Origin of the sequence: Granulosicoccus antarcticus IMCC3135, from assembly GCF_002215215.1 — a bacterium.
In the GTDB taxonomy this organism is placed as follows: domain Bacteria; phylum Pseudomonadota; class Gammaproteobacteria; order Granulosicoccales; family Granulosicoccaceae; genus Granulosicoccus; species Granulosicoccus antarcticus.
This window is the reverse complement of record NZ_CP018632.1, coordinates 1-25,762: the sequence shown is the minus strand read 5'-3', so window position 1 is coordinate 25,762 and position 25,762 is coordinate 1. Positions and strand designations below refer to the sequence as shown.

The following is a 25,762-nucleotide window of genomic DNA, read 5'->3' as shown; positions in this document are numbered from 1 at the left end:
TTCGACTACTTTCTAGATCTTGAAACCCTTGTGCAAGGCTACGATGCCACCCGTCAGGTTGTGATAGCTGGTGACACCAAAACCGGCATCGTCCATCATGCTCTTGAGCGTCTCCTGGTCCGGATGCATGCGAATCGACTCGGCCAGATACCGATAGCTCTCGGCATCGTTGGCCACCAGTTTTCCCATTATTGGCAGTGCCGCAAAAGAGTAGGCGTCGTAGGCCTTGCTCAACAATGGCAATACAGGCTTGGAGAACTCCAGAATCAGTAAACGCCCGCCTGGCTTCAACACCCGATTCATGGATACCAGCGCCTTGTCCTTGTCTGTCACATTACGCAGACCAAAAGCGATCGTAATGCAATCAAAGGTATCGTCCTCGAAAGGCAAGGCCTCGGCATTGGCCTGGGTAAAATCGATATTGCCCACAAGACCAATATCCATCAGCTTATCGCGTCCTACCCGCAACATGGATGAGTTGATATCAGCGAGTACAACCAGACCGTCTTTGCCAACGCGCTTCGAGAACTTGCCGGCCAGGTCGCCGGTACCACCGGCAATATCCAGAATCGACTGACCAGGACGAACACCCGATTGATCTATGGTGAAACGTTTCCAGATACGATGCACGCCAAAGGACATGAGATCGTTCATGACGTCGTACTTGGCCGCTACCGAATCGAATACCTGGCCTACCATGCCAGCCTTGGCATCGGCATCTACTGTCTGATAGCCAAAATGTGTCTTGTCGTCGTTCACGTCATGCTTGTCCTGGCTATCAATCACCGACATTGTCTGTCTTTCCCGGCGCTTTGCCCGTTCATTGAAAGGTACTGCAACTGTGTACTTGTAGTATTGAAACCTGAACCGAATATCGGATCAGGCTTTACGTGACTTGCCAGCAGCCTGAAGCTTGTCCAGATAACGTTGCCAGTTTTCCTCGTAATGCTTGCCCAGACCATGCAGGTACTGCCAGGTGAACAGGCCTGAATCGTGGCCATCATCAAAATGGATTTTCAGAGCATAGTTGCCGCTGGGTGTCAGCGCCGTGATGCCAACATTTTCCTTGCCTACCTGCAGTACTTCCTGACCGGGTCCATGCCCCTGCACCTCGGCCGATGGCGAGTTTACCCGCAGATACTCACAGGTCAGGTTGCACTCGAAGCCATCGTCAAAATGCAGTTCCAGCACCCGGCTCTTCTGGTGTAGTTTGATGTCAGTAGGTCTTGCCATGATAATCAGTAGTGTCTGGGCTGCTTACAGGATATACCGACTCAGATCGACATCCTGCACCAGGTTGCCCAGGTGGCTGTCGACATAGTCTGCATTGACGGTAACGGTTGTGCCAGCCGAATCAGAAGCATCGAAGGAAGCTGATTCCAGCAAACGCTCCATCACGGTATGCAGACGACGAGCGCCAATATTCTCGGTGCTCTCATTAACCTGCCAGGCCACTTCGGCGATTCGTGAAATACCATCGTTGGTAAATTCCAGATTCACTTTTTCGGTGCCCATCAAGGCAATGGCCTGCTCGCTCAGTGATGCATCGGGTTCGCTGAGTATGCGCTGGAAATCCTGCGTGGTAAGTGCTTCCAGTTCGACTCTGATCGGTAAACGTCCTTGCAGTTCGGGAATCAGATCTGAAGGCTTGGACAGGTGAAAGGCACCACAGGCAATGAACAGAATGTGATCCGTCTTGACCATACCGAACTTGGTCGACACGGTACTGCCTTCTATCAGAGGTAGCAGATCACGCTGCACACCTTCGCGTGAAACATCCGCACCGCTGGTACGTTCGCCACCACGTGCCACCTTGTCGATTTCATCGATGAACACGATACCGTTCTGCTCGATATTCTCCAGGGCCTGCGCCTTGATTTCATCCTCGTTGAGTAGCTTGGCTGCTTCCTCATCAATCAGATGCTTGATCGCCTCACGAATGGGCAGTTTGCGCTTCTTGGCCTGGCCACCACCCATATTCTGAAACATGCCCTGCAGCTGCTGCGACATTTCTTCCATTCCCGGTGGCGCCATGATTTCTACGCCAGCGGACTGTTGTCGGACCTCTATTTCGATTTCCTTGTCATCCAGATCGCCTTCACGCAGTTTTTTGCGAAATTTCTGCCGGGTGCTGCTTTCCGTGGTTTCCTCAACACTGAAACCCACCTTCGTGGCGGGTGGCAGCAGGATATCCAGTACGCGCTCCTCGGCAGCATCTTCAGCCCGGTTGCGCAATTTTTGCATGGCCTGCTCACGAGTCTCCTTGAGCGCCACATCTGCCAGATCGCGAATAATCGATTCGACATCACGGCCGACATAACCTACTTCGGTAAATTTGGTGGCCTCGACCTTGATGAAAGGCGCATTCGCCAGTTTAGCCAGGCGACGCGCAATTTCTGTCTTGCCAACACCTGTTGGCCCGATCATCAGAATGTTCTTGGGCGTGATCTCGTTCTTGAGAGAGTCATCAAGCTGCTGCCGGCGCCAGCGATTGCGCAGTGCAATTGCCACTGCGCGCTTGGCGTTGGCCTGGCCGATGATGTGCTTGTCGAGCTCTTGTACGATCTCGCGCGGTGTCATGTTGGACATATGTAATCTAGAAATCCAGAGTTTCAATCGTCAAATTGTTATTCGTATAGATACAGATGTCTGCCGCCGTTTCAAGGCTATGACGGACGATCTCCTGCGCGGACAATTCTGTGTGTTCAAGCAGGGCACGTGCGGCCGACTTGGCAAAGTCGCCGCCCGAGCCAATGGCAATGATGCCACCTTCGGGCTCGATCACATCACCATTGCCTGTGATTACCAGTGAGGCCGTTTCATCTGCCACGGCCAGCAGTGCCTCAAGGCGACGTAACATACGGTCGGTACGCCAATCTTTGGCCAGTTCCACTGCCGCGCGTGTCAATTGGCCATTATGGGCTTCAAGTTTGGCTTCAAAGCGTTCAAACAGAGTAAAGGCATCTGCGGTACCACCGGCAAAACCAGCCAGCACCTTGTCACGATACAGGCGTCGCACCTTGCGTGCATTGCCCTTCATGATCACATTACCCATGCTCACCTGACCGTCACCACCGATGACAACCTGATTGCCACGGCGTACCGAGCAAATCGTGGTTCCGCGGAACTGTTCCACAACATCTATCCTCGTTGAACACGCATTCAGTATGAAAACGTGAAAATAATAAGCACCAGGAGACTATCCTAAGTACCAGAAGATCATCAGTGTACCTGTTGATCGACCTTTCAACCGCACCAGACGTGCACTGTATACGGTACTCTACAGTGTCCGTGTGATAGCCTCGCGCCATGCAACTCACTGTTCCACATCGTACTGTCGCTGACACCGGTAGCTTCCCTGTCAACCCGGATGGGGTTGCGGCGTGGCTGAAGGACCTTCGCCCACTGGAGGCCGAATCCGACGCCCGCGAAGTGTATCGCGGTCTCAAGCATAGTAACCGTCTGCACAACGACGTTGATCAACGGCGCGCCGTGCTCAGTTGCTTCATTCCAGTGCTTCGAGAGCTGCACGTGCATCTGAGTGAGCTAAGCCATGCTCAGCCGCTGCCACTGACACGTGAATTTTCACGTAGTGCCAGACTGCGGGACGCATTGTTGCGAGAAGAAGCCTTTGCTTTCAAGATTCTGCTGTCAGACAGCAAAGAGCCGCTGGCAGATGATGCCCGGCGTGCCATGCAGGCTCTGGCACGACAAGCAGAATCTGTGGCACATGCCTACCGTCGAATTCCCGATGCACTTATCCAGGACGCACATCAGTTGTATGCGCTGGCCGAGGAGCATCTGCTGCTATCGAGCCGTCAGGGTTCCGAGCTGCTCTCTTTGCAGGATCACTACCGTTTCATCCTGCTGGTCAGTGTTGCCGACCTGACACAGCAACGTGTTCGACAGTTGCAACTGGTACTGGATTTCCTGCGTACTTGTGTGGCTGACGTCTACATCGAAAAGGGGCGTGAAAAAACCACCCTGCAATCCACCGATTACGCCATCAATCTACGCCAGGGTTCACGACCTGAACCCGCGTTGAGCCTGCTGAGCGATGTCGCCGATCAGATACGCTGGTTCAGTATTGCTCCCGTGCTCTATCGCATTGACAAGTATTCATCCCGAATTCGGCCTAACCCGACCGGTGTTCTGGGTAACGATGTGCTGGAACGTCAGTCCCTGGCACGTCTGCACGTCGCTCTGTCACGCACTCGACACCGTCGATCGTGCCGACAGATTCTGCATGAACCACGTCGTGTGGTTTTTGGACACAAGGAAGTCTGCGCTCATCTGCTGTACCGGCCTGATGAAACCCCCGCGCCGGAAGAGACCACCTGGAACATCATCAATCAGTCCTCGCAGGGCATGTGCCTGGCCAGTGCCCAATGTCGGGCCGGGTTGGTACAGGTCGGTGAACTGATCAGTGTGACTGAACTCAACAAGCCTCTGCGCGGTCCGGATGAACGTGAAAGCAGCAAGATCAATGCGCTGTTGGGCGTTGTGCGCTGGGTACATGCCAGAGGCACCGAGGGTATCTGTATGGGTGTGGAATATCTGGCCACCAGCCTGCTGCCCGTCAATGTCACTCGCAACACACTCATCAATCGCCACGACATTGATCAAATGGCTGCCGATGCGGTTCAGGAACCAGAGTCTGTCGGTGAAAACGCACTGATCATTGCCTGCAAGGTGCAACGCACGGTCATGCAGACCATTCTGATGCCATCCTATCTCTACCAGTCCGGCGACCGTCTACTGGCCTCTCAGGGCGACAGGTCGCGCCAGGTACAGTTGCGTAAATGTCTGCAGGCCAACGGGCTGTTCAGTCAATTTTCATTGACTGACGGATAACGCTAACGCCCCCGGAACACTCCTTGGAACTCGTGAAGCAATCACTATTGATTTCACGAAGTCTCAGGCACCTTAACTGTCCTCTGGTACGCCTTTGCGTTTCGCACGGGGATGCGCCTCGTCATACACCTGCGCCAGGTGTTGAAAATCCAGATGCGTGTAGATCTGAGTACTGCTGATATCGGCGTGGCCCAGCAATTCCTGTACTGCCCGCAGATCGCCACTGCTCTCCAGCAGATGGCTGGCAAATGAATGCCGTAGCATATGCGGATAGCAGTCACGCTCGAGCCCCTGAGACTCAGCCAGTTTCTTCAACCGCATCTGTACGGTGCGCGGCGCAATTCTCTGCCCCCGGGAACTGAGAAAAACCGCCCTATCATCAGCTCCTGGCAGACTACGACGATATCCCAGCCACTTGTTGACGGCGTTGACTGCATGCTCACCCACAGGCAAGTCACGAACCTTGCCGCCTTTACCTGTAACACGAACCTGACCGACACTCAGATCCAGATCTGCCAAGTCAATGCTGACCAGTTCAGCCAGCCGTAGACCAGATGAATACATCAATTCGAACATGGCAAGATCACGACAGATCATCGGATCGTTGAGGTTCTGTGCCAGTAGCCTGCTGACCTCGTCCGGGTCCAGCGTCGCGGGCAGGGCTTTCTTGTCCTTGGGTGCCAGAATGTCTTGCGCAGGATTTACCTCACACAGACCCTGCCCCATCAGAAAATTGTAGAGACCCCGTAACGCAGATAGACGGCGAGCCAGACTACGGCCCGATATGCCATCACGATGTTGTTCAGCGATGATGCTGCGAACATGATCGGCCGTCAGATTCCGCCAACCGTCAACCTCTCTGGTCTGAGCTGAACGAGCAATCGCATGCAGATCGCGCGCATAGTTGCTGACAGTGTGCGGTGAACTCCGGCGAGCAACGCGCAGATCTTCAAGGTATTGGTCAATGGCAGACTGAAAGACAGAGTCTTCCTGCTCGGCAGCCTGAGCATCCTCCTCCATCATGACAGAGCCAGCGTTGTCCTCTCTGGCCTTGTCCATCTTCACGCGACCGTTACAGGTAAAATGGTGCCGTAGGTTGCCAATCTGCGACTTAGCAATTGCCCCAGGTGATTCAGGAACATCACACCCTTGCCCGATGCAAAGCGCGACTCGTCACGACTGGTCAGTATGATGACGCCCAGTGGTCTTTCATGTTGCAGTGGTATCAAGGCAGCGGAGGCGACATCGGAATGATCCTGACCGACGAGGCTCGATAGTTGCTCTTCGCTCGGCAGACCACAAATCGTCTCAGCATTGGCGAACAACTCACTGAACAGCTCTAGCGCCGAATCATCGTGCGGCACAATTTGCGTGCCCTCAATCGGCTTTTGAGTGCGTACCCGAGGTGCAGCCTTGGTCGCACTCTTTGCCGCGCTCACAGCGCTTGTACGCTTACGTACAGCAGGTTTTTTGGGCTCCGTGCAGAACAGCAGCAGATGAACATCGTCGGCGTTGAAGTTCTGTTGCAGGCTGGCTCGTGTCAGATCGACAATCTTGTTGAGATTTCTGGCTGAAATGATTTCCTGGATCAAAACGTGCAGGCGCTGGTGTAAGGATTCGTTTTCACGTGCAACACCGATCAGGTCACGCAGGCTGTTTTCCAGTGTTCCGCATTTGCCACGCAGTACGCTGACTTGCCTTTCGATCAGAGAGACTGCACTACCTGTCTCATGGGGTATGCGCAGTCTTGGCAGAATGTCCTGATTGTTGACGAAGAATTCAGGGTTTCTACTCAGAAACCGGAGTACATCATCATCGGTCAATACCTGGCTCAGATCAGCTTGTTCGGGTTGCATGTTTTTCTACATTCTCGTTTGTCCTTCAAAGACTGTAGAACATGGGCCCGTCATTTCAATTGATGTCTTTTCATTTGGCCAATGTATTTTCAATTCGCCTCCGGGTAAGGTCACAGACACCGAATTGTCAAGTTTTCCTTGTCGATGCGCTATAGCCACGGCAGCACAGGCTCCGCTGCCACAAGCTTGCGTCTCACCAACCCCTCTTTCGAAGACTCGCAGACGAATATTTTGTCTGTCAATTATTTGCATGAAACTGACGTTGACCCGTCTTGGAAAACGTGGGTGACTTTCAATCAATGGTCCCAGACGCTCAACTTCGGCGGAATCAACATCATCAACCTGTAGCAACACATGCGGATTACCGACACTGGCAGCACCTACCTGAAAGTTTTCCCCAGCGACTTCAAGATCGTAGAAAAGCGCCTCATTGTCGGCTAGAAAAGGCACCCCGGCAGGCTCGAAAACCAGCACGCCCATCTGCACCATGACCTCTCCATTATCTTGCAAGACAAGCGTTATCACGCCATTACAGGTATTTACGCGGATGGATCGATTTTTCGTCATGCCACGATCACTGACAAAGCGGGCAAAGCAACGTGCACCGTTGCCACAATGCTCCACTTCGGTGCCGTCAGCATTGAAAATCCGGTAGTCGAACTCGACACCATCAACACTGGCAGGCTCCACCACCAGCAGCTGATCAAAACCGATACCGGTATGCCTGTCCGAGAGGCTGAGTATCTGCTGCGGGCTCAGTTCAAGCCCTTGCCGGAGATTGTCAATGACCATGAAATCATTGCCAAGACCGTGCATCTTGGTAAATTCAATGGACTTCATGGCAGCATGAATTCGTTCGCAAACAAGGCATCGATATCCTCACGAGCACGTACCAGAGTCGCATCATCACCACTTACCATGACCTCGGCTGCGCGTGCTCGTGTGTTGTAATTGGAACTCATTACAGAGGCATAGGCGCCTGAAGAGCGGACACACAGCAAATCGTTCTGAGCAATTGCCAGTTCGCGTTGCTTGCCGAGAAAATCGGCCGACTCGCAGATCGGACCCACAACATCATAGATTTTTGACTCCCGCTCCAGTGTTTCCACCTCTTCGATGCCTTGCCAGGCGCTGTACAACGCCGGTCGGATGAGATCGTTCATGGCAGCATCCACAACGGCAAAATGTCGATCTTCATTGCTCTTCAGGTACTCCACCCGAGTCAACAACACACCTGCCTGACCCACGATGTAACGACCGGGTTCGACCAGAATTTCCAGATCCCTGTCACCGATTGCCTGTACGACGCAGTCAGCCCAGCTGGCGATATTCAGATGTGATTCCTCGCTGGTATAGGCAATACCCTGACCGCCCCCTATGTCGACATGAGACAGATGGATACCTTCACCGTCCAGGCGATCAACCATGTCTATCAGCAAAGCGATAGCATCGGCGTAAGGTTCCAGATTGGTCAACTGCGAACCGATGTGACAATCGATTCCCTTGATATTCAGGGAGGCCAGAGAAGCACCGCGCCGGTAGGTATCCATGGCATGGGCCATGCCGATACCGAATTTGTTTTCCTTCAATCCTGTCGAAATATAGGGATGCGTCATGGCATCCACATCAGGGTTGATACGCAGTGACACGGGAGCCACGACACCGTGGGCGGCCGCCACTTCTGCCAGACGTTCAAGCTCTGAGTCGGACTCCACATTGAAGCATCGGATACCAGCCTCCAGAGCCGCCGCCATCTCACGGGTGCTTTTGCCAACACCGGAAAAGACAATCTTGCCCGGCTCACCGCCGGCCGCCAACACGCGTTTCAATTCCCCTTCAGAGACGATATCGAAGCCCGAGCCAAGACGCGCTAGAATATTCAGAATAGCCAGATTACTATTGGCCTTGACCGCATAACAGATCAGATGGCGATGACCTTCCAGCGCCTGGGCAAATTCCTGCCAGGCCTGTTCGATGGCTTTGCGGTTGTAGACATACAGCGGGGTGCCAAACTCCTCGGCCAGGGATGTCAGCGTTTTCTGGTCGCTCATGAGCGATCCGGCTTGGCGATGAAAGGCAGTCATTGTTAGTTTCAGCTGTTGAATTCTTCGGGGAAATCCCGTTTATTTATCGACTGGCGACGCGCCAGATGTATCGTCACTATCTTTGAGCGGCTTCTTGTAGACATCCTGATCATCCACATCCACGGCATCACCGGTGGGTATGTCATCAGTATTCAGGCTTTGCTGGAGTTGTTGCATATCCTGCTGACTGATGGGATCGGCAATGAGAAACAGATCACCTTTATTGCCGCAGGAAACCAGAAAAACAGACAGCAGCAAGATGCAGATGAATCCGTTCATATTTTGCCGTTTCATGCCAATACTCTCGATAAGGGGGCTTTGGAGTATACTCGCCTCGCCCATTAACCACGCCAGAGCAGTACTAAGCCATGTCCCAGAAACTGCTCGATTGCATTGAAATCAATACCGCCGAACAAGTCGAGTACACCGTAATCTGGCTACACGGCCTGGGTGCAAGCGGCCACGACTTCGAACCCATCGTTCCAGAACTGCAGTTACTGGCACGTCCCGGTGTACGTTTTCTATTTCCTCATGCGCCAGTTCGGCCCATTACCGTCAATGGTGGCGCAGCCATGCGTGGCTGGTATGACATCAACTCGATGGACTTTGGCAGCCGTCAACAGGACAGCGCCGGCATCAGTGAATCTGCCAGCCTCGTCAGCGATCTTATTGATCATCAGATCGAACTTGGCGTTGCAGCACGCAACATCACACTGGCAGGCTTTTCACAAGGCGGTGCCATTGCATTGTATGAAGGACTGACTGGCAAGCACACGCTTGGCGGCATTCTGGCTTTATCCACCTACTTGCCGATTCAGGACATTACCTTGCCCCTCATCACCGAGGAGCGCCGATCTGTTCCCGTCTTCATGGCACATGGACAACAGGACGATGTCATCCAGATGCAACATGCTGTGCAATCTCGCGACGTGATGCTTGAAAACAGGATTGCACTTGAATGGCACGACTACCCCATGGCACACAGCGTCAGTGCCGATGAAGTAGTCGATGTATCCAACTGGTTGAAGCGTCAGTTCGGCATGTAAGCACTGAGCAGGCGCGTTCTGGCCCGTTCGATCGCGCCGCTGACAGCCTCTGGGGCAGTGCCGCCGATATGGCGGCGCGCATTGACTGACCCTTCCAGGGTCAGTACATCGAAGACATCGGCCTCGATTCGCTCATCAAAGCCCTGCAGCACTTCCAGCGACATATCAGCCAGATCCAGCGAATGCTGGACACCATGCGCAACGGCAGAGCCCACAACCTCGTGCGCATCGCGAAAAGCCAGACCCTTGCGCACCAGATAGTCAGCAAGATCAGTCGCCGTTGAAAAACCATCTCTGGCCGCGGCACGCATTGAGTCTTCACGGACCTGGATAGCTGGCAGCATATCTGCGAATGCACGCAGGCAGCCAAGCAGGGTGTCCACAGAATCGAACAATGGTTCTTTGTCTTCCTGATTATCCTTGTTGTAGGCCAGCGGCTGACTTTTCATGAGCGTCAGCAATGACATCAGATTGCCATAAGCTCGACCGGTCTTGCCACGCACCAGTTCTGGCACATCGGGATTTTTTTTCTGCGGCATGATCGAAGATCCAGTGCAGAAGCGATCCGGCAGATCAATGAAACGAAATTGCGCCGACATCCACAGAACCAGTTCTTCGGCAATGCGGGACAGATGCATCAGGCAGATAGCGGTGTTGGAACAAAATTCAATCGCAAAGTCGCGATCACTCACCGCGTCCAGGGAATTTTCGCAAACCGCATCGAACTGCAGCAACTCGCGGGTCACTTCACGGTCTATCGGGTAGGAAGTTCCGGCCAGAGCAGCCGCACCCAATGGCATGCGGTTCAAGCGACGGCGAGTATCACCGAGTCGTTCCAGGTCGCGCAGCAGCATCTCGAACCAGGCCATGACGTGATGACCAAAGGTAACTGGTTGAGCGGTCTGCAAATGAGTGAAACCCGGCATGATGGTGGCCGTATGCTTTTGCGCCAGTGTCAGTAAACCTTCCAGAAGACGGGTGCACTCACCGGCAGAGGCGTCACAGGCATCACGCATGTACAGACGAATGTCCGTCGCCACCTGGTCATTACGCGATCGACCCGTATGTAGCCGTTTACCGGCGTCGCCGATGCGGGCTGTGAGAGCAGCCTCGATGTTCATGTGTACGTCTTCGAGTGCGATAGACCAGGTAAAGTTACCTTCTGCGATATCAGTTTCGATCGCATCCAGTCCACCGATGATGGCTGCAAGGTCCTCTTCACTGAGCACGCCGATGCGCGCCAGCATAGTGGCGTGCGCCCGTGAACCCGCTATGTCCTGGCGGTACATGCGTTGATCGAATTGCACCGATGCGGTAAACGCTTGCACGAATTCGTCGGTCGATTCGCTGAAACGTCCTCCCCATTGCGAGTTGGTCGTTGAAGTCTGGGGGGCTGCGTTACCGTCAGCTTGCGTGGGTTGATCTGTAGAGTTCATAATCAAATTGTCTGGTGCATACTGGTACAAGTGTACTGATTAGACTCGAACTCGGGTACCGGAAGCAGACAATCGAGACCATGTTTTCATCATCACCGCATATCCTGAACACACGGCCGACCGGGCAACATCACGCTTTTTCGCACAAGCTGCAGGCTCTGGGTTTCACGGTCAGTCACCTGCCCTGCCTGAGCATTGCATCGTTACCCGGTACACCATTGCAGGATGATCCTCAAGTACGATTTGATATCGTGCTGTTCACCAGTGCCAATGCTGTGAATTTTGCCCATGCACAGCGACCACTGCCCTGGGATGGCGTTGCTATACATGCCATTGGTGCCGCCACCGCCAGAGCCTTGCAGACACTCAACCAACCCCTGGCACTGATTCCACAGGCCCCTTTCAACAGTGAAGCCTACCTGGCGCAACTCAGCCATCACTTACCTGCTCGCTTGTTGCTGATCAAAGGTCAAGGTGGACGTGATCTGATCAGCAGTCAGTTGCGAACATCAGGCTGGCAAGTGTCGGAAATGGATCTGTACCGCCGTGAAATACCCAGTAAAAACATGCATTTAATTGCAACAATTCTCGACAAAAAGCCACTGGATCTGATTAGCGTTACCAGTAACGAGTCTTTGGATAACCTGGTAATCCTGACCGGCCAGCACTTACCTGGCGTGCTGCAGCTACCATTGGTGGTAAACAGTCAACGAGCTATCGAGAAGGCGAAACTGTTCGGCTTTTCGAAGGATCCGATCGTGGCCTGCCCACCCGGTGATGAGGGTCAGATAACAGCAATACAGCAATTTTTCAGATTGCATTCCTGACACTATGTGTACATATCCGATGACGTCATAACAGGTCTCCTCGCTTCACATGGTCATGCTTGCACTACACTAGATTGAACAGTTGGGCAATTCCCCCTGTTCGTTATAGAGTGATTGGCTCACCTCACTTCTGAGGAGAGCACAATATCCGCGTGGAGTGGATTACAGGAATACCGATTCGTGTGAGTGATACTGGAACAGAGAGGCGTGCCGATCACGAGGTGCGACAAGCTGTAGACAATATCCAGATCCGATTCCTCGAACGAGTCGGCGATCGGGTAGCGCGTGCCTTGTCCTTGCGTGAACTGGGTGAAGAGCTGATCATTGAGTCATTACGCCTCATTGATGCAAGCTATGGCTGTGTACTGCGCCTGGAACCCTCACAGGCCAGCACGGGTCTGCTGCTGAAACTGGATGCAGTGGTATCACTAGAGACCGGCGGCTCTGCCTCCAGGCAACACGACACGCTACTTCATCGTCAGCCGGATAGCCTGTTGATGGACGTCATATCCAGCGGCAAAGCCATTTTTTCGAATAATGCAGCCAGTCTGCTGACATCCAATCTGCCCAGTTGTCATCCACGCGTACGCTCCTTTGCCTTGCTGCCGATACGCGAGAAGGATGAAGTGCGAGCTTTGTTATTCGTGGCCAATGCCGAGCTTCGCTTCGATCTGGTGCTTCTCGACCGGTTGCAATCCATGCTCGATGCTTTCATGCGAGTGCACATCAACAGCATCGTGAATCGCGGCATCAACAATGTCATTGCCGACATCGGGCAAACCAGCCGGCAACTGGTCACGGTGCTGAACGCATCTTTCAATGGTGTGATGACGATTGATGAACACATCAAGATCACCGCCTTCAACCCTGCCTGCGAACGAATGTTCGGTGTCGATATTCATCAGGCTCTGGGCTCCTCAGTCGATAATTTTCTGCCGCAGGATGTGCTCGATTCACTCCGACATCGAGCCGCCAGTTACAACAATTCGCTGCAATCTCAGGATACCCCTGCCACTGTCGTGAATAACGTCATGGCGATGAAAGCGGATGGTCGTCGTTTTGCCGTGGAGCTTGCAAGCTTTCATACTCGTATCAAGGATCAGGTATTCAGCACTCTGATCTTCAATGACATCAGTGACCGGATCCAATCTGCGCGCGAATTGCAGGATGCCTCTGTCCAGTACAAAACACTCGCGCAGCTGGCACCGGTGGGCATCGTCAAGCTCAACCAGGAATGGACTTGTGATTATGCCAACGACATGTGGTGTCAGCTGACTGGACATTCTCTCGAACAGAACATGCACAGTGGCTGGATTGACACCCTCTATGAAAACGAGAGAGCGCAAACGCTGATGAATATGCGTCGTGCTCTGCTGGATGGCAATACCTATCGTCAGGTGGTGCGTCTGAACCCTCCTGATGGGCGTTCTCTGTGGGTCAGCATGAGCGCGACCGGTCTGATCAACTCACTGAAAAACCTGACCGGTAGCCTCGTTGTGATCATGGACATTACCGAGCAATACCTGGCAGAAAAACGACTGACGCAAATTGCACATCACGACGCTTTGACAGGTCTGCCCAATCGCAATAGCTTTCTCAACCAGTTGCACCTGGCACTGGACAAGCGCAAGCCACATGGAATCATTGCCTTACTGTTCATTGATCTTGATGGTTTCAAGGCTATCAACGATACCCTGGGTCATGATGCCGGCGATGAGTTGCTGCAACAGGTAGCGCGCAGAATTCGGCATACCGTGCGTGAAGAGGATGTCGTTGCCCGGCTCGGTGGTGATGAATTTACTGTGACACTGCGCACTCTGGAGAACAGTCAGGATGCCAGTATCGTGGCTGATGCCATCGTGCATGGTCTCAAGCAACCCTTCCTTTTACAAATGGAAGAAGTGTATGTCTCTGCCAGCGTCGGCATCGCTTTGGCGACCGGGATGGGTCACAACGGCTCACAAGACGCCAACAGCCTGATCAAACAAGCTGATGTGGCGCTGTATCGGGCAAAACTGTCTGGTCGATCGCGACATATCTTCTTTACCCCTGAACTCGATCAAGCCCAACGTGACAGATCGGTGCTTATCACCAGTTTGCGACGAGCTGTTGATCGTCAGGATTTCGAACTCTTCTATCAGCCTCAACTGCTGATCAAGGAACAACGTCTACTGGGATTCGAGGCTTTGTTGCGCTGGCCGCAAGACACCGGCGAACATGTCAGCCCGGGCGCCTTCATTGATGTGCTCGAGGAGACAGGGCTGATTGGCGAACTGGGTGAATGGGCCATTGGTCAAGCCTGCGGACAACATAGAATCTGGTTGCGCAAAGGTCTGATAGGACCGGCCACGACCATGTCTGTGAATGTATCTGCACGGCAACTGGGTACACCACACTTTGCGCAGAGAGTTGCAGCGACTCTGGACAAGCACTCCATGCGACCAGATAGCCTGATACTGGAAATCACCGAATCTGCGTTGGTTCAGACCATAGAGACAAATATTATCAATGATATCAAAGATTTAGGAGTTCAAATTTCGCTCGATGATTTTGGAACCGGCTATTCCTCACTGGCTTATCTGAGCCAGCTGCCTCTCGATCATCTGAAAATCGATAGATCCTTCATAGCCGATATCAAGCGCTTTCCCCATGCCGTGACGGTGATCAAGAGCATCATTGCACTAGCCAGAACACTGGGAATACGAGTTATTGCCGAAGGTGTAGAGGACGGCGACATACTGCCCATGCTTGCAAAAGAAGGATGTGAAGGGTATCAGGGCTACTATTTCTCTAAACCATTACCGGCCCGAGAAATGGCCAACACTCTTAAAAATCTGGAAACTGTCAGGTTGAGCCACTACGCCAACTTTATCGACCTCGATTCGACAGTCGCGCAACGATAGTTCTTCGTTCATCAAAGAACGGTATCGACGCAACCAGGAGGTACTGCGCTCCTGATGAAATGACATCATCTCGTAAAAGCACTTGACGGGTATTTTGATCTGCTCGCTGCGCTCCTGAACAAGCTCTCTACTTCGCAGGTGAGGCCACAAATACTCACACCATGAAAACACTTTGCTGTTGTCATGAATCACTTCGAATTCTGCAGAAACCGCATCGGGCACCTGGTTGAGCACGCTATGCAGAGAGGCGCTACTACCATGACGTATGACTCGAGTCAGGGTACTCGGCGAAACCCAGTCGCTACCTGATTGCCCCTCTTCAGCCCAATCATCGGATTGCTCTCCTTCGAAAACCACCATTAATTCTGACACCATGGACGTCAGCTCGACAAAGCCGATAACGGACTCCTGCTGCTGAATCCAGGCTGGCATTACTTCCATCAATATCTCTGGCGTTGATCGAGGGGTAACACAGGGTCACATTACGAGGAGCCAGCAGTTGTATCTTCCGGCAAATTTTCCTGTAATGGCATGGTACGACAGCCGTGAAAAATCATGTAATTCGGTAGGTAAGGTTACCCCCCCCTGATCAGTCCGCCAAGTGCACAAACCCCAGTCACCAGATGCTGTGAGTTACAAGCCCAGACGACTCCACATCGCATCAACACGAGCTTTCACCGCTTCATCCATCTGAATGGGTTCGCCCCATTCACGATTCGTTTCACCAGGTAATTTGTTGGTGGCGTCCATCCCCATCTTCGAACCCAGACCGGATACCGGTGAAGCGAAATCGAGATAATCGATGGGTGTATTTTCAATCAAGGTCGTGTCGCGAGCAGGATCCATACGGGTGGTTATCGCCCAGATGACGTCTTCCCAGGATCGCGCATCAACATCGTCATCTACGACGATAACAAATTTGGTGTACATGAACTGACGAAGAAACGACCAGACTCCCATCATCACGCGCTTGGCATGTCCGGGGTATTGCTTCTTCATGCTGACCACCGCCATTCTGTACGAACAGCCTTCCGGAGGCAGATAGAAATCAACAATCTCCGGAAACTGCTTCTGCAGAATGGGAACGAAGACCTCATTCAATGCAACACCCAGAATCGCCGGCTCATCCGGTGGTCGACCCGTATAAGTCGAGTGGTAAATAGGATCACGCCGGTGCGTCACCTTCTCGATGGTGAAAACGGGGAATTCGTCAACTTCGTTGTAATAACCCGTGTGATCACCAAACGGTCCTTCAGGTGCATTCTCGCCCGGGTACAGAAAACCTTCGAGCACGAACTCAGCTGAGGCAGGTATCTGCAGATCGGATAATTTTGCCTTGGTCAGCAGCGTACGCTCGCCGCGAAGCAAACCTGCAAAAGCGTGCTCGGACAAGGAATCGGGAATGGGTGTGACGGCCGCCAGAATGGTGGCTGGATCGGCTCCGAGCACAACAGCAACCGGGAAAGGTTCGCCAGGGTTTGTCTGTTGCCATTCATGAAAATCCAGTGCCCCGCCTCGATGGCTCAACCAGCGCATGATCGTCTTGTCTGGACCTATCACCTGTTGGCGATAAATGCCCATATTCTGACGTTTCTTGTGTGGTCCACGAGTGATAACAAGCCCCCATGTAATCAGCGGACCCGCATCACCAGGCCAACATGTCTGAACCGGCAAGCGAGACAGATCAACCGTCTCCCACTGCTCTTCCTGACAGGCTGCTGAGCGCGTCGTTTTGGGCGCCATATCCAGAACCTTCTTGAATACCGGCAGCGTGTTCCAGGCATCCTTGAGGCCCTTGGGTGGGTCAGGCTCCTTGAGGAAGGCCAGCAACTTGCCAACCTCACGCAACGCTTCTACCGAGTCCTCTCCCATCCCCAGCGCAACACGCTCTGGTGTGCCAAAGAGGTTGCCCAGCAAAGGTATATCTGAACCAATGGGGTTTTCGAATAACAATGCCGGACCCTTGCTGCGCAAGGTACGGTCACAGATTTCCGTGATCTCCAGATTGGGGTCAACCGGTTCTGATATCCGCTTGAGCTCACCTCTGGCCTCAAGACCAGCCAGGAAATCACGCAAATCCCTGTATTTCATGTCTAGTGTCTACGCCAGACCGGAATGACGCAAGAGGGCGTCCACCTGAGGTTCCCGGCCTCTGAATGCCGCAAAGTTTGTCATGGCATCACGAGAGCCGCCCACTTCCAGTACATTTTCAAGAAAGGACTGACCGGTGGTCTCATTGAAGATTCCTTCCTCCTCGAATCTGGAAAATGCATCGGCAGACAAGACTTCAGCCCATTTATAACTGAAGTATCCTGCACTGTAGCCACCCGCAAAGATATGCGAAAAGCTGTGTTGGAAGCGATTGAATTCAGGTACGGGTACAACGGCTACTCTTTGTCGAATGCCATTCAGTGTTGCCTGTACATCAGCTGGCTTACCGGATCGTGATTCCAGATGCAGATGCATGTCGAACAAGGAGAATTCCAGTTGCCTGACCAGTTGCATGGCGCTCTGGAAATTGCGAGCGTTGCGCATTTTCTCCAGCAGTGCATCGGGTAGTGGTTCACCAGTCTGATAATGCCCACTGATCATATCGATCGATTCTCGTTCCCAGCACCAGTTCTCCAGGAACTGGCTGGGCAGTTCGACAGCATCCCACTCCACACCATTGATGCCTGAAACACCTGCTGTCTCGATTTGCGTCAACATATGATGCAAGCCATGGCCGAACTCATGAAACAGAGTCGTGACTTCCTGATGTGTCAGCAAGGCAGGATCGTCACCGACAGGAGGCGTCAGATTGCAGGTCAGGTAGGCAATAGGTTGTTGAATCGCATTGCCTACTCGCTGCCGTGTTGCACAGACATCCATCCAGGCCCCACCGCGTTTGTTCTCACGCGCGTAGTTATCCATATAAAACTCACCCCGTGGATTACCTTTGCTATCGGTGATGGCATAGAGGTTTACATCGGGATGGTAGGTCACGGCCTCGTCGACAATCTTGATTTCCAGACCGAACAATTTACCGATGACTGCGAACATACCGGGCACTGCCCGATCAGCAGGAAAATAAGGTTTCAGTTCCTCGTCTGATAAATCGTGCCGGTGTTTCTTCAAACGGTCGCTGGCGTAAGTGATGTCCCAGGCAGCCAGGTCTGACAAGTTCAGATTGTTCGCGGCAAACTGCTTCAGCTCTGCAAATTCTTCGCGAGCGGCAGGTTGAGCTCGCACCGCCAAGTCGTCCAGAAAGTCGAGTACTTGCTGAGGTGTCTCTACCATCTTGGGTACGACTGATAGGTGAGCATAGGATTCGAAACCCAGCAAAGTTGCTTTTTCAGCTCGCAGAGACAAGATGGCTTCGATGCGTTCGGAGTTATCGAATTGTCCCGCGTTGGGTCCCTGATCTGATGCTCGAGTCGAAAAGGCCGTATAGACCTCCTGTCTCAGCTCACGGTTGTTGGCAGACATCATCACGGCGATATAGCTGGGGAACTCCAGATTCAGCAAATAGCCATCCTGCCCCTTGCTCTTCGCCCGCTGCCGTGCCGCGGCTATGGCGGAAGCAGGCAAGCCATCCAGCTCTACCTCATCAGCAATAAGTTTTTCCCAAGCGTTGGTGGCATCCAGAACGCTGTCTGAAAATTCAGTGGTCAGACGAGATAGCTCCAGAGCAATCTCCCCATAGCGTTTCTTGTCAGCTGCTTCCAGAGAAACACCACCCAGTTCGAAATCACGTAGTTCGTGGTGAATCTGTTGCTGACGTTCCGCCGGCATGGCCGCGAATTCGGCACTGTCCTTAAGTGACAGTGTTGCATTGTACAAGGCACTATTCTGACCCAACTCCGTGTAGTAGGTGCTGAGAGTTGGAAGACAGCGGTTGTAAACCTCTCGCAACTGATCGTTATTCATCACCGAATTGAGGTGACTAATCGGAGACCAGAACAGACTCAATCGGTTATGAACCTCTCCCATGGGCTGTACCAGAGAATCCCAATCGGGACTCTCCAGTGCAGAAACCGTGGCAACAACCGAACGACAATCAGCCAGCTTTTCTTCGAGCTGCTGTTCGATTGTATCGACATCGATGGCAGAGAAGTCAGGGCGTTGAATCAGCAGTTCAGACATGAGCTAATAGACAGTGATTGAAAAATGGTTCGTGTGTAGAGACGAAGGTCAGAACCTAGATGTCCAGGTTTGCAACCGACAGAGCATTACGTTCGATAAAGTCACGACGAGGTTCAACCTGATCGCCCATCAGAGTGTCGAATACTTCATCTGCAGCAATGGCATCCTCGATATTGACCTGGAGCATGCGTCGCGCCGTCGGGTCCATTGTGGTTTCCCACAATTGCTCAGGATTCATTTCACCCAGACCTTTGTAGCGCTGAATGGTCAGGCCTCGCTTGGATTCAGTTAACAGCCACTCCATCGCATCCTTGAACGTGCTGACCGGCTGCTCACGCTCACCTCGAGCGACATAAGCGCCCTCACCCAGCATATCTACCAGCTTCTCTGCCAACTTGGCCAGGGTGCGGTAGTCCGGAGATTTGAAGAATCCAGGATCCAGGAATACTTCCTTGTCGTTGCCATGCACGCGTCGGATCAATTGCACACCGTGCAGTTCATCTTTCTCTAGTGGTGTAGAGGTGTATTGCGAGGTGACGGACAATTGCGAATTGAGTGTGCCTACCAGTTCCTTGCCATAGGCAGCGACTTTGCTTGCATCCTTCAGATCATCTTCCGTCAGGGCTGACTGGTTGATAATGGCTTCCAGAATGTCGCGATTGAAACGTCGCTGCATACGATTCATCAGCAATCCAACGCGCATGTATTCCTGGGCCAGTGACTCGAAACCGGTCTCGCTGATGCTGGGGGCATCTGCATTAACATGCAGGCGAGCACCATCCAGAGCCAGCTGTAACAGATAGGCGTTGAGTTCAGGTTCGTCCTTGACGTAGCGTTCCTGCTTGCCCTTCTTGACCTTGAACAAAGGAGGTTGTGCGATGTAGATATGACCACGTCGAATGAGCTCTGGCATCTGACGATAAAAGAATGTCAGGAGCAGAGTTCGGATATGGGAGCCATCGACATCAGCATCGGTCATGATGACAATGTAGTGATAACGCAGCTTGTCGATGTCGAACTCATCCCGACCAATCCCGCAACCTAGCGCTGTGATCAGAGTGCCGACCTCGACGCTTTGCAGCATCTTGTCGAATCGAGCCTTTTCAACATTCAGGATCTTGCCTTTCAGCGGCAGAATGGCTTGACGACGACGATCGCGGCCTTGCTTGGCTGATCCACCAGCCGAGTCCCCTTCCACCAGATAGATTTCTGATTTGGCTGGATCTTTCTCCTGACAATCAGCCAGCTTACCTGGCAGCCCTGCAATATCCAGAGCTCCCTTGCGACGTGTCATTTCGCGGGCTTTACGCGCCGCTTCTCGAGCACGGGCAGCATCAATGATCTTGGCTGTGATCTGTCGAGCTTCTGTCGGATTCTCCTGCAGAAAGTCGTGCATGAATTCACCGAGCACGGATTCGACAATGCCTTTGACTTCCGAGGAGACCAGTTTGTCCTTGGTCTGCGACGAAAATTTCGGATCAGGTACCTTGACCGATAGAACCGCTGTCAGTCCTTCGCGTGCGTCATCACCGGTGGCAGAAACCTTGGCCTTGGTGCTGACACCAACGGTTTCCATGTACTGGTTAAGCGTGCGTGTCATGGCAGAACGAAAGCCAGCCAGGTGCGTACCACCATCCCGTTGTGGAATATTGTTGGTAAAGCAGAAAATGTTTTCCTGATAGGTATCGGTCCACTGCAGCGCGACTTCTACTGCGACATCGTCTTTCGAGCCCAATGTGTGGATGACCGTGCCGTGAACTGAGTTTTTCTTGCGGTTCAGATGCTCAACGAAGGCGCGAATACCGCCTTCAGCTTCGAATGTATCGGTTTGATCGCTTCGTTCATCTTTCAGGATTATGCGAACACCACGATTCAAGAACGACAATTCACGCAGTCGTTTGCGCAAAATTTCGTATTCGAAGTGAATGTTGGTAAACGTATCGGCGCTGGGTTTGAAATGAATCTTCGAACCGGTAAGTTCAGTGGCTTCGCCCTGTTGAAGGTCTGACACTGGCTTACTATCGCTGTATTCCTGGGTATGAATGAACCCATCGCGATGAATAGTCAGTTTCAACCATTCGCTGAGTGCGTTGACGACTGAAATGCCTACGCCATGCAATCCGCCGGAAACCTTGTAGGAGTTATCGTCGAATTTACCGCCGGCGTGCAGCACAGTCATGATGACTTCTGCGGCGGAACGGCCTTCTTCTTTGTGAATATCTACCGGTATACCGCGACCGTCATCTGAAACACTAACGGATTCGTCGGTATGGATAGTGACGTTGATGGCACTGCAGTGTCCTGCAAGAGCCTCATCAATGGAGTTGTCGACGACCTCAAACACCATATGGTGTAAACCGGTACCGTCGTCTGTGTCTCCAATGTACATCCCGGGACGCTTGCGTACTGCATCGAGTCCTTTGAGAACCTTGATGTTGCTGGAGTCGTAGCTGGGAGAATCGCTCATTCGTTCAGTCTGCTTAGCGTAACCTACTAATTATACTACTTTTTAAGCCCTCCGTGCTCTATACGAAACTCAGTGTGTTCATAGTCTCGTAAAACCTCCAAATCAACAGCCGAAACGAACACCTGACCGTCCAGATCCAATAACTGACGAATCAGTTCGGTTGAGTGCTCTTTGTCCAACTCTGAAGTCAGATCATCACAGAGAACCACGGCTTGTCGAGCGTTGATGTTTGCAAGTAAGTCTAGCTGGGACAGATGCAGTAAATAGACCAACACCTTCTGTTGACCTCTGGAAAGCACTTGTTTCGCTGGCACCCCATCAACAAGCAGACTCAGCTCGGCTCTATGCGGTCCGTCAGTGGTGGTTTTCATTCGCCGGTGGTAATCAAGGTTGCGAATCAGCAAATCTGCGAGTTTGTGTTCATCTGACCAACCTGATCGATACTGAAGTTCCACGTGGAACCTTGCATTGATATCAGTCATTCGTTTTTGAAGTGCAATGGCTAATTGTTCAACGTAAACGGCGCGTAGTTTGTTTAACTGCTCTGCAGACTCGACAAATAGTCCGTCCCAGGTGCGCAATTCATTTATAGATCCGGAATCACGTAAAAGTTGATTCCGTTGAGATAGTGACCGTTTGAATTGCTTCCAGATGTCAAAAAACGAATGTTCCATGTGGAACACTCCCCAATCCAGGAATTGACGTCGCTCATGAGGACCTTCTTGAATGAGCTTATGACTGTCTGGTGTTAAGGCTTTTACGGGTAAAAGTCTGGTTACGCCAGACATACTGCCAACTTCTTCGAAATCCAGACGAAGTTCCACAGAACCATCGCGCATTCGTTGCAAACCGCAACGATGTTCACGAGCAGTGTTGGGATCTTTGAAGAGTGCAGTCAAAGTGAATGACTGTGATTGCCGGCTGATTAATTCGCGGGCCTTTCGAGTTCTGAAAGAATGCCCGGTAGACAGGCATTGAATCGCTTCCAGAATCGAGCTTTTACCAGCTCCGTTATCACCCGTAATCAGATTGAGACGGGGATGCGGTTCCAGGGATAGATTTACAACATTTCGGAAGCTGGATACTTCCAGCTTTGTGAGAATCACAAACGCATCGGCATGACAACGTACTTGCTGTCGCTAGTGGTTTCCGGGGTGATCAAAGCACTACTGTTTCCATCCTTGATCAGAATTCTTGCATTGACGGTTTCAAGTGAATTCAGTACGTCGAGCAAGTAAGTGACATTGAAACCTATTTCAGCTGAATCACCGGTGTAATCAACTTCCAACTCATCGATGGCTTCTTCTTGATCAGGGTTGTTACTGGAGATTGTCAAAGTACCGGTTTGAAGAGCAATTCTGACACCTCGATATTTTTCATTGGATAACACTGAAGCTCGCGTCAGTGATTGCTTGAGCGTTTGGCAATCAATGAGTAATTCCTTGTTTCCGTCAATGGGTATGACGCGGTTGTAGTCAGGAAAACGTCCATCAATCAATTTGGTTGTCAGTCTGACTCCACCTACCTGAATCTGCAGATGTTGGGAGGTGACTAACAAGGTGACGGTGTCAGTAGATTCAACACTTCCCAGGAGCCGCTGTAATTCACCAACGCTTTTTCTGGGAATGATTGCTCTGACAGGAGTTTCTGGTTCGGCATTGGTTGCGCATTGTGAATAGGCAAGACGATGACCATCAGTGGCAACACAAGAAAGACGATCTGCACCAATTTCCAGAAGCATGCCATTCAAGTAAAAACGGACATCTTGTTGGGCCATTGAAAAAGCTGTGTTCTTGATGCATTGCAAAAGTACGTCAGCGGTCAATATGACTTGTTGAGGTTCGTTTAACGCATCAACAGTTGGAAATTCTTCAGCTGGAAGTGTTGCCAATGTGAATTTGCTTCTGCCCGACTTGAAAATGACTTTGTCACCGGTGGCGATAAAGTCGACCCTGGCTGAATCGGGTAGATGTTTGCAAATTTCCAACAGTTTTCTTGCAGGTACCGTTGTCGACCCTGGTTGATCGATATGCATTTCCACTCTGGCTTGCATTTCAATTTCGGAGTCGGTTGCTGTGAGCGTCAGATAGCCATCATCGGCCGTCATCAAGACATTTCCGAGTATGGGAGAGGTCTGTCTGCGTTCAACTGCGCCTACTACATGCTGCAGAGGCGTCAGCAAAGTTTCGCGTTGTGCACTGAATTTCATGGCTGATAGAAAAAGGTGTGTTTGTATTGTGTGGTTATTATTACTACTATTACTGACGGCTAAGTCTGTGGATAACCCGTTTTTTACTTATTAAATCAATAACTTGGACGTTTATTTTGGTCTGTATAACTACTCTGACTTCAGGCTTCCTTCCTGTGCATGAATTGTGGATAAATATGAGAGTTCATTCAATGCACACTTTGTTGATAACTTATCCACAGGGTTATACCCGAAGATGAGTCATCCTGAAAGGGAAGGTAACTTAGTTGGACAGAGTCCTTAGAAGGTTGCTGTAGTCTTCGCGGATGTTGTCATCGGACTCTTTCAGTTCGACGATCTTGCGACACGCATGCAGGACCGTCGTATGATCTCTGCCGCCAAAGACCTTACCAATCTCTGGGAGGCTTTTGCTGGTCAGTTCCTTGGCCAGGGCCATGGCTAGCTGCCGAGGGCGCGCAACGGAGCGTGAGCGGCTTTTGCCAGACAGGTCAGCGAGACGGATGTTGTAGTACTCGGCAACCGTTTTCTGAATGTTTTCTATGCTGACAGTCTTGGCTTGCACGGCCAGAAGGTCTGCGAGGGCTTCTCGAGTAAATTCCAGTGTAATAGGGGTGCCTATCAATTGAGAATTTGCTATGACGCGTTTCAGTGCTCCTTCCAATTCGCGCACATTGCTGCGGATCCGTTTGGCAATGAAGAAGCTGACTTCTGAGGGGAGTATTACACCGCGTTGTTCGGCCTTGCTGTTCAGGATGGCTACACGCATCTCAAGCTCAGGCGGTTCGATGGCAACTGACAAGCCCCAGCCAAAGCGGGTTTTCAGACGCTCTTCCAGACCGTTGATCTCCTTGGGATAACGATCGCAGGTCAAAACGATTTGCTGGTTACCTTCAAAAAGAGCGTTGAAGTTGTGGAAGAACTCTTCCTGAGTCTGCTCCTTGCCGGCAAAAAACTGAATATCGTCAATCAAAAGCGCATCGAGGCCACGATAGTAGGCCTTGAATTCATTCATCTTTCCATGCTGAAGTGCGTTGACCATCTCATGCACATACGTTTCAGAATTGATATATGAAACTCTGGCATCTGGTTTGTTGGCCAGGATTTCATTGCCGATGGCCTGCATCAGGTGAGTTTTGCCCAAACCCGATGCACCATAAATAAGGTAGGGGTTGTAAGCCGTTCCGGGGGCACCGCCAATCTGTAGAGCGGCGGCACGACCGAGTTGGTTGCTTTTACCTGCGACCAGAGTGTTGAAACTGAACTCGGGTTTCAGGTGAGAGTCCAGAGGCGGGATGCTCTTGGCTATCTGGGATTTCGCAGGGGCCGCGCCGAACATAGAATTGCGTTCTCGCGAGCGATTTGGCTGTTCGCGATCGAGTGCCGGGAATGCATCCCGCGTCTCATTGGCCTGGCCGGAGCCAATGACCAGTTTGACCTCGATAGACTCAGGGGCCGTCAATGCGCTGGCAATTTCCTGAATACGCGCATGGAAACTGCTTTGCACCATATCCAATACGAAACGGTTCGGCGCCAGGATGCGCAATTGATCGGCTTCATGCCAAGCCTGGAGCGGTCGTATCCAAGTGTTGAGTTGCTGGTCCGATAACTCAGCTTCGAGTTTCAACAGACAGCGATCCCAAAGTGGTGCTCTCAACTGCGTTATCTCCAAGGCATGAACGGTAGCAGCTATCACGTATGGTTGTATAACCAAGGTGACGACGGCAGGGGGAATGAACTCTACGCGAATAACGCATCGAGGTTCAATGTTGAATTTTACTAGAACTCATGGAGCTGAGGCGCGGATCGAAAAATTCGTGCTGCAGCCCGGATGAATCCGGTCGGAAGAGTAGCCTACACGGGGCGCGACTGAAACGGCTAGAAAGAATCCCGCTGTCAATGGTTCGACTCTATATAAAGAGATGAAAAAGTACTTAACAAAACAGTCAAAATCATCC

The 25,762-nt window shown here is 51.9% G+C and carries 21 protein-coding genes; 4 read left to right on the top strand and 17 right to left on the bottom strand.

The features are described from left to right. Positions 1-12: 12 nt before the first annotated feature. The 4 genes from ubiE to hslV form a co-directional block, all read right to left on the bottom strand. A complete protein-coding gene (gene ubiE, locus IMCC3135_RS00105) occupies positions 13-792 on the bottom strand; it encodes a bifunctional demethylmenaquinone methyltransferase/2-methoxy-6-polyprenyl-1,4-benzoquinol methylase UbiE (RefSeq protein ID WP_088915719.1) in 780 nt (259 codons plus the stop codon). 87 nt (positions 793-879) lie between these two features. Further along, the gene (locus IMCC3135_RS00100; RefSeq protein ID WP_088915718.1) at positions 880-1,233 is read right to left on the bottom strand and encodes a gamma-butyrobetaine hydroxylase family protein; all 354 of its coding nucleotides are present in this window, start codon (positions 1,231-1,233) and stop codon (positions 880-882) included. A gap of 24 nt (positions 1,234-1,257) precedes the next feature. Further along, positions 1,258-2,589 carry an ATP-dependent protease ATPase subunit HslU gene (hslU, locus tag IMCC3135_RS00095; protein WP_088915717.1) on the bottom strand — a complete coding sequence of 444 codons (1,332 nt, stop codon included), beginning with the start codon at positions 2,587-2,589 and terminating at the stop codon, positions 1,258-1,260. 7 nt (positions 2,590-2,596) lie between these two features. Beyond that, a complete protein-coding gene (gene hslV / locus IMCC3135_RS00090; protein ID WP_088915716.1) occupies positions 2,597-3,136 on the bottom strand; it encodes an ATP-dependent protease subunit HslV in 540 nt (179 codons plus the stop codon). 173 nt (positions 3,137-3,309) lie between these two features. Between hslV and IMCC3135_RS00085 the strand changes: the two genes are divergently transcribed. After that, entirely contained in the window at positions 3,310-4,854 is a 1,545-nt protein-coding gene (locus tag IMCC3135_RS00085; protein WP_088915715.1) for a hypothetical protein, read from the top strand. Positions 4,855-4,926: 72 nt separating this feature from the next. Here the strand turns inward: IMCC3135_RS00085 and xerC are convergent, their stop codons facing one another. The 5 genes from xerC to IMCC3135_RS00060 are packed head-to-tail and all read right to left on the bottom strand — an operon-like array spanning position 4,927 to position 9,088. Then, entirely contained in the window at positions 4,927-5,913 is a 987-nt protein-coding gene (gene xerC / locus IMCC3135_RS00080) for a tyrosine recombinase XerC (protein ID WP_269467046.1), read from the bottom strand. Between the two features lie 2 nt (positions 5,914-5,915). Continuing rightward, complete coding sequence (locus tag IMCC3135_RS00075) at positions 5,916-6,710, bottom strand: DUF484 family protein (protein ID WP_088915714.1); 795 nt, start codon at positions 6,708-6,710, stop codon at positions 5,916-5,918. A 6-nt stretch (positions 6,711-6,716) separates the two neighbouring features. Next, the gene (dapF, locus tag IMCC3135_RS00070) at positions 6,717-7,550 is read right to left on the bottom strand and encodes a diaminopimelate epimerase (protein ID WP_088915713.1); all 834 of its coding nucleotides are present in this window, start codon (positions 7,548-7,550) and stop codon (positions 6,717-6,719) included. Further along, a complete protein-coding gene (lysA, locus tag IMCC3135_RS00065; RefSeq protein WP_088915712.1) occupies positions 7,547-8,794 on the bottom strand; it encodes a diaminopimelate decarboxylase in 1,248 nt (415 codons plus the stop codon). The genes dapF and lysA overlap by 4 nt, the downstream gene beginning before the upstream one ends. Positions 8,795-8,833: 39 nt before the next feature. After that, a complete protein-coding gene (locus IMCC3135_RS00060) occupies positions 8,834-9,088 on the bottom strand; it encodes a hypothetical protein (protein ID WP_157735647.1) in 255 nt (84 codons plus the stop codon). 74 nt (positions 9,089-9,162) lie between these two features. On the opposite strand from IMCC3135_RS00060, the gene IMCC3135_RS00055 reads away from it, so the two are divergent. Continuing rightward, on the top strand, positions 9,163-9,840 hold the full coding sequence (locus IMCC3135_RS00055) for an alpha/beta hydrolase (protein WP_088915710.1): 678 nt from the start codon (positions 9,163-9,165) through the stop codon (positions 9,838-9,840). Here IMCC3135_RS00055 and argH read toward each other — a convergent pair. Then, positions 9,825-11,276 (bottom strand): argininosuccinate lyase, encoded by a 1,452-nt coding sequence (argH, locus tag IMCC3135_RS00050; RefSeq protein ID WP_088915709.1) that lies wholly within the window; start codon positions 11,274-11,276, stop codon positions 9,825-9,827. The two genes, IMCC3135_RS00055 and argH, sit on opposite strands and share 16 nt — an antisense overlap. A gap of 80 nt (positions 11,277-11,356) precedes the next feature. Between argH and IMCC3135_RS00045 the strand changes: the two genes are divergently transcribed. Next, the gene (locus IMCC3135_RS00045) at positions 11,357-12,103 is read left to right on the top strand and encodes a uroporphyrinogen-III synthase (protein ID WP_088915708.1); all 747 of its coding nucleotides are present in this window, start codon (positions 11,357-11,359) and stop codon (positions 12,101-12,103) included. A 182-nt stretch (positions 12,104-12,285) separates the two neighbouring features. Beyond that, positions 12,286-15,006 (top strand): EAL domain-containing protein, encoded by a 2,721-nt coding sequence (locus tag IMCC3135_RS00040; RefSeq protein ID WP_157735646.1) that lies wholly within the window; start codon positions 12,286-12,288, stop codon positions 15,004-15,006. On the opposite strand, the gene IMCC3135_RS00035 is transcribed toward IMCC3135_RS00040, so the two are convergent. From IMCC3135_RS00035 to dnaA, 7 genes are all read right to left on the bottom strand, one after another. Further along, a complete protein-coding gene (locus IMCC3135_RS00035; protein ID WP_157735644.1) occupies positions 14,902-15,447 on the bottom strand; it encodes a hypothetical protein in 546 nt (181 codons plus the stop codon). The genes IMCC3135_RS00040 and IMCC3135_RS00035 overlap by 105 nt on opposite strands. Positions 15,448-15,639: 192 nt before the next feature. After that, positions 15,640-17,097: a 4-hydroxy-3-polyprenylbenzoate decarboxylase gene (gene ubiD / locus IMCC3135_RS00030; RefSeq protein WP_088915705.1), complete on the bottom strand. Its 1,458-nt coding sequence runs from the start codon at positions 17,095-17,097 to the stop codon at positions 15,640-15,642. 9 nt (positions 17,098-17,106) lie between these two features. Next, entirely contained in the window at positions 17,107-19,131 is a 2,025-nt protein-coding gene (locus IMCC3135_RS00025; protein WP_088915704.1) for a M3 family metallopeptidase, read from the bottom strand. Between the two features lie 55 nt (positions 19,132-19,186). Next, on the bottom strand, positions 19,187-21,598 hold the full coding sequence (gene gyrB / locus IMCC3135_RS00020) for a DNA topoisomerase (ATP-hydrolyzing) subunit B (RefSeq protein WP_088915703.1): 2,412 nt from the start codon (positions 21,596-21,598) through the stop codon (positions 19,187-19,189). 35 nt (positions 21,599-21,633) lie between these two features. Further along, a complete protein-coding gene (gene recF, locus IMCC3135_RS00015) occupies positions 21,634-22,704 on the bottom strand; it encodes a DNA replication/repair protein RecF (RefSeq protein WP_088915702.1) in 1,071 nt (356 codons plus the stop codon). Next, positions 22,701-23,807, bottom strand: a complete 1,107-nt coding sequence (gene dnaN, locus IMCC3135_RS00010) for a DNA polymerase III subunit beta (RefSeq protein ID WP_088915701.1) — start codon at positions 23,805-23,807, stop codon at positions 22,701-22,703. The genes recF and dnaN overlap by 4 nt, the downstream gene beginning before the upstream one ends. A 262-nt stretch (positions 23,808-24,069) precedes the next feature. Next, a complete protein-coding gene (gene dnaA / locus IMCC3135_RS00005; protein WP_088915700.1) occupies positions 24,070-25,461 on the bottom strand; it encodes a chromosomal replication initiator protein DnaA in 1,392 nt (463 codons plus the stop codon). Between the last annotated feature and the right edge of the window lie 301 nt (positions 25,462-25,762).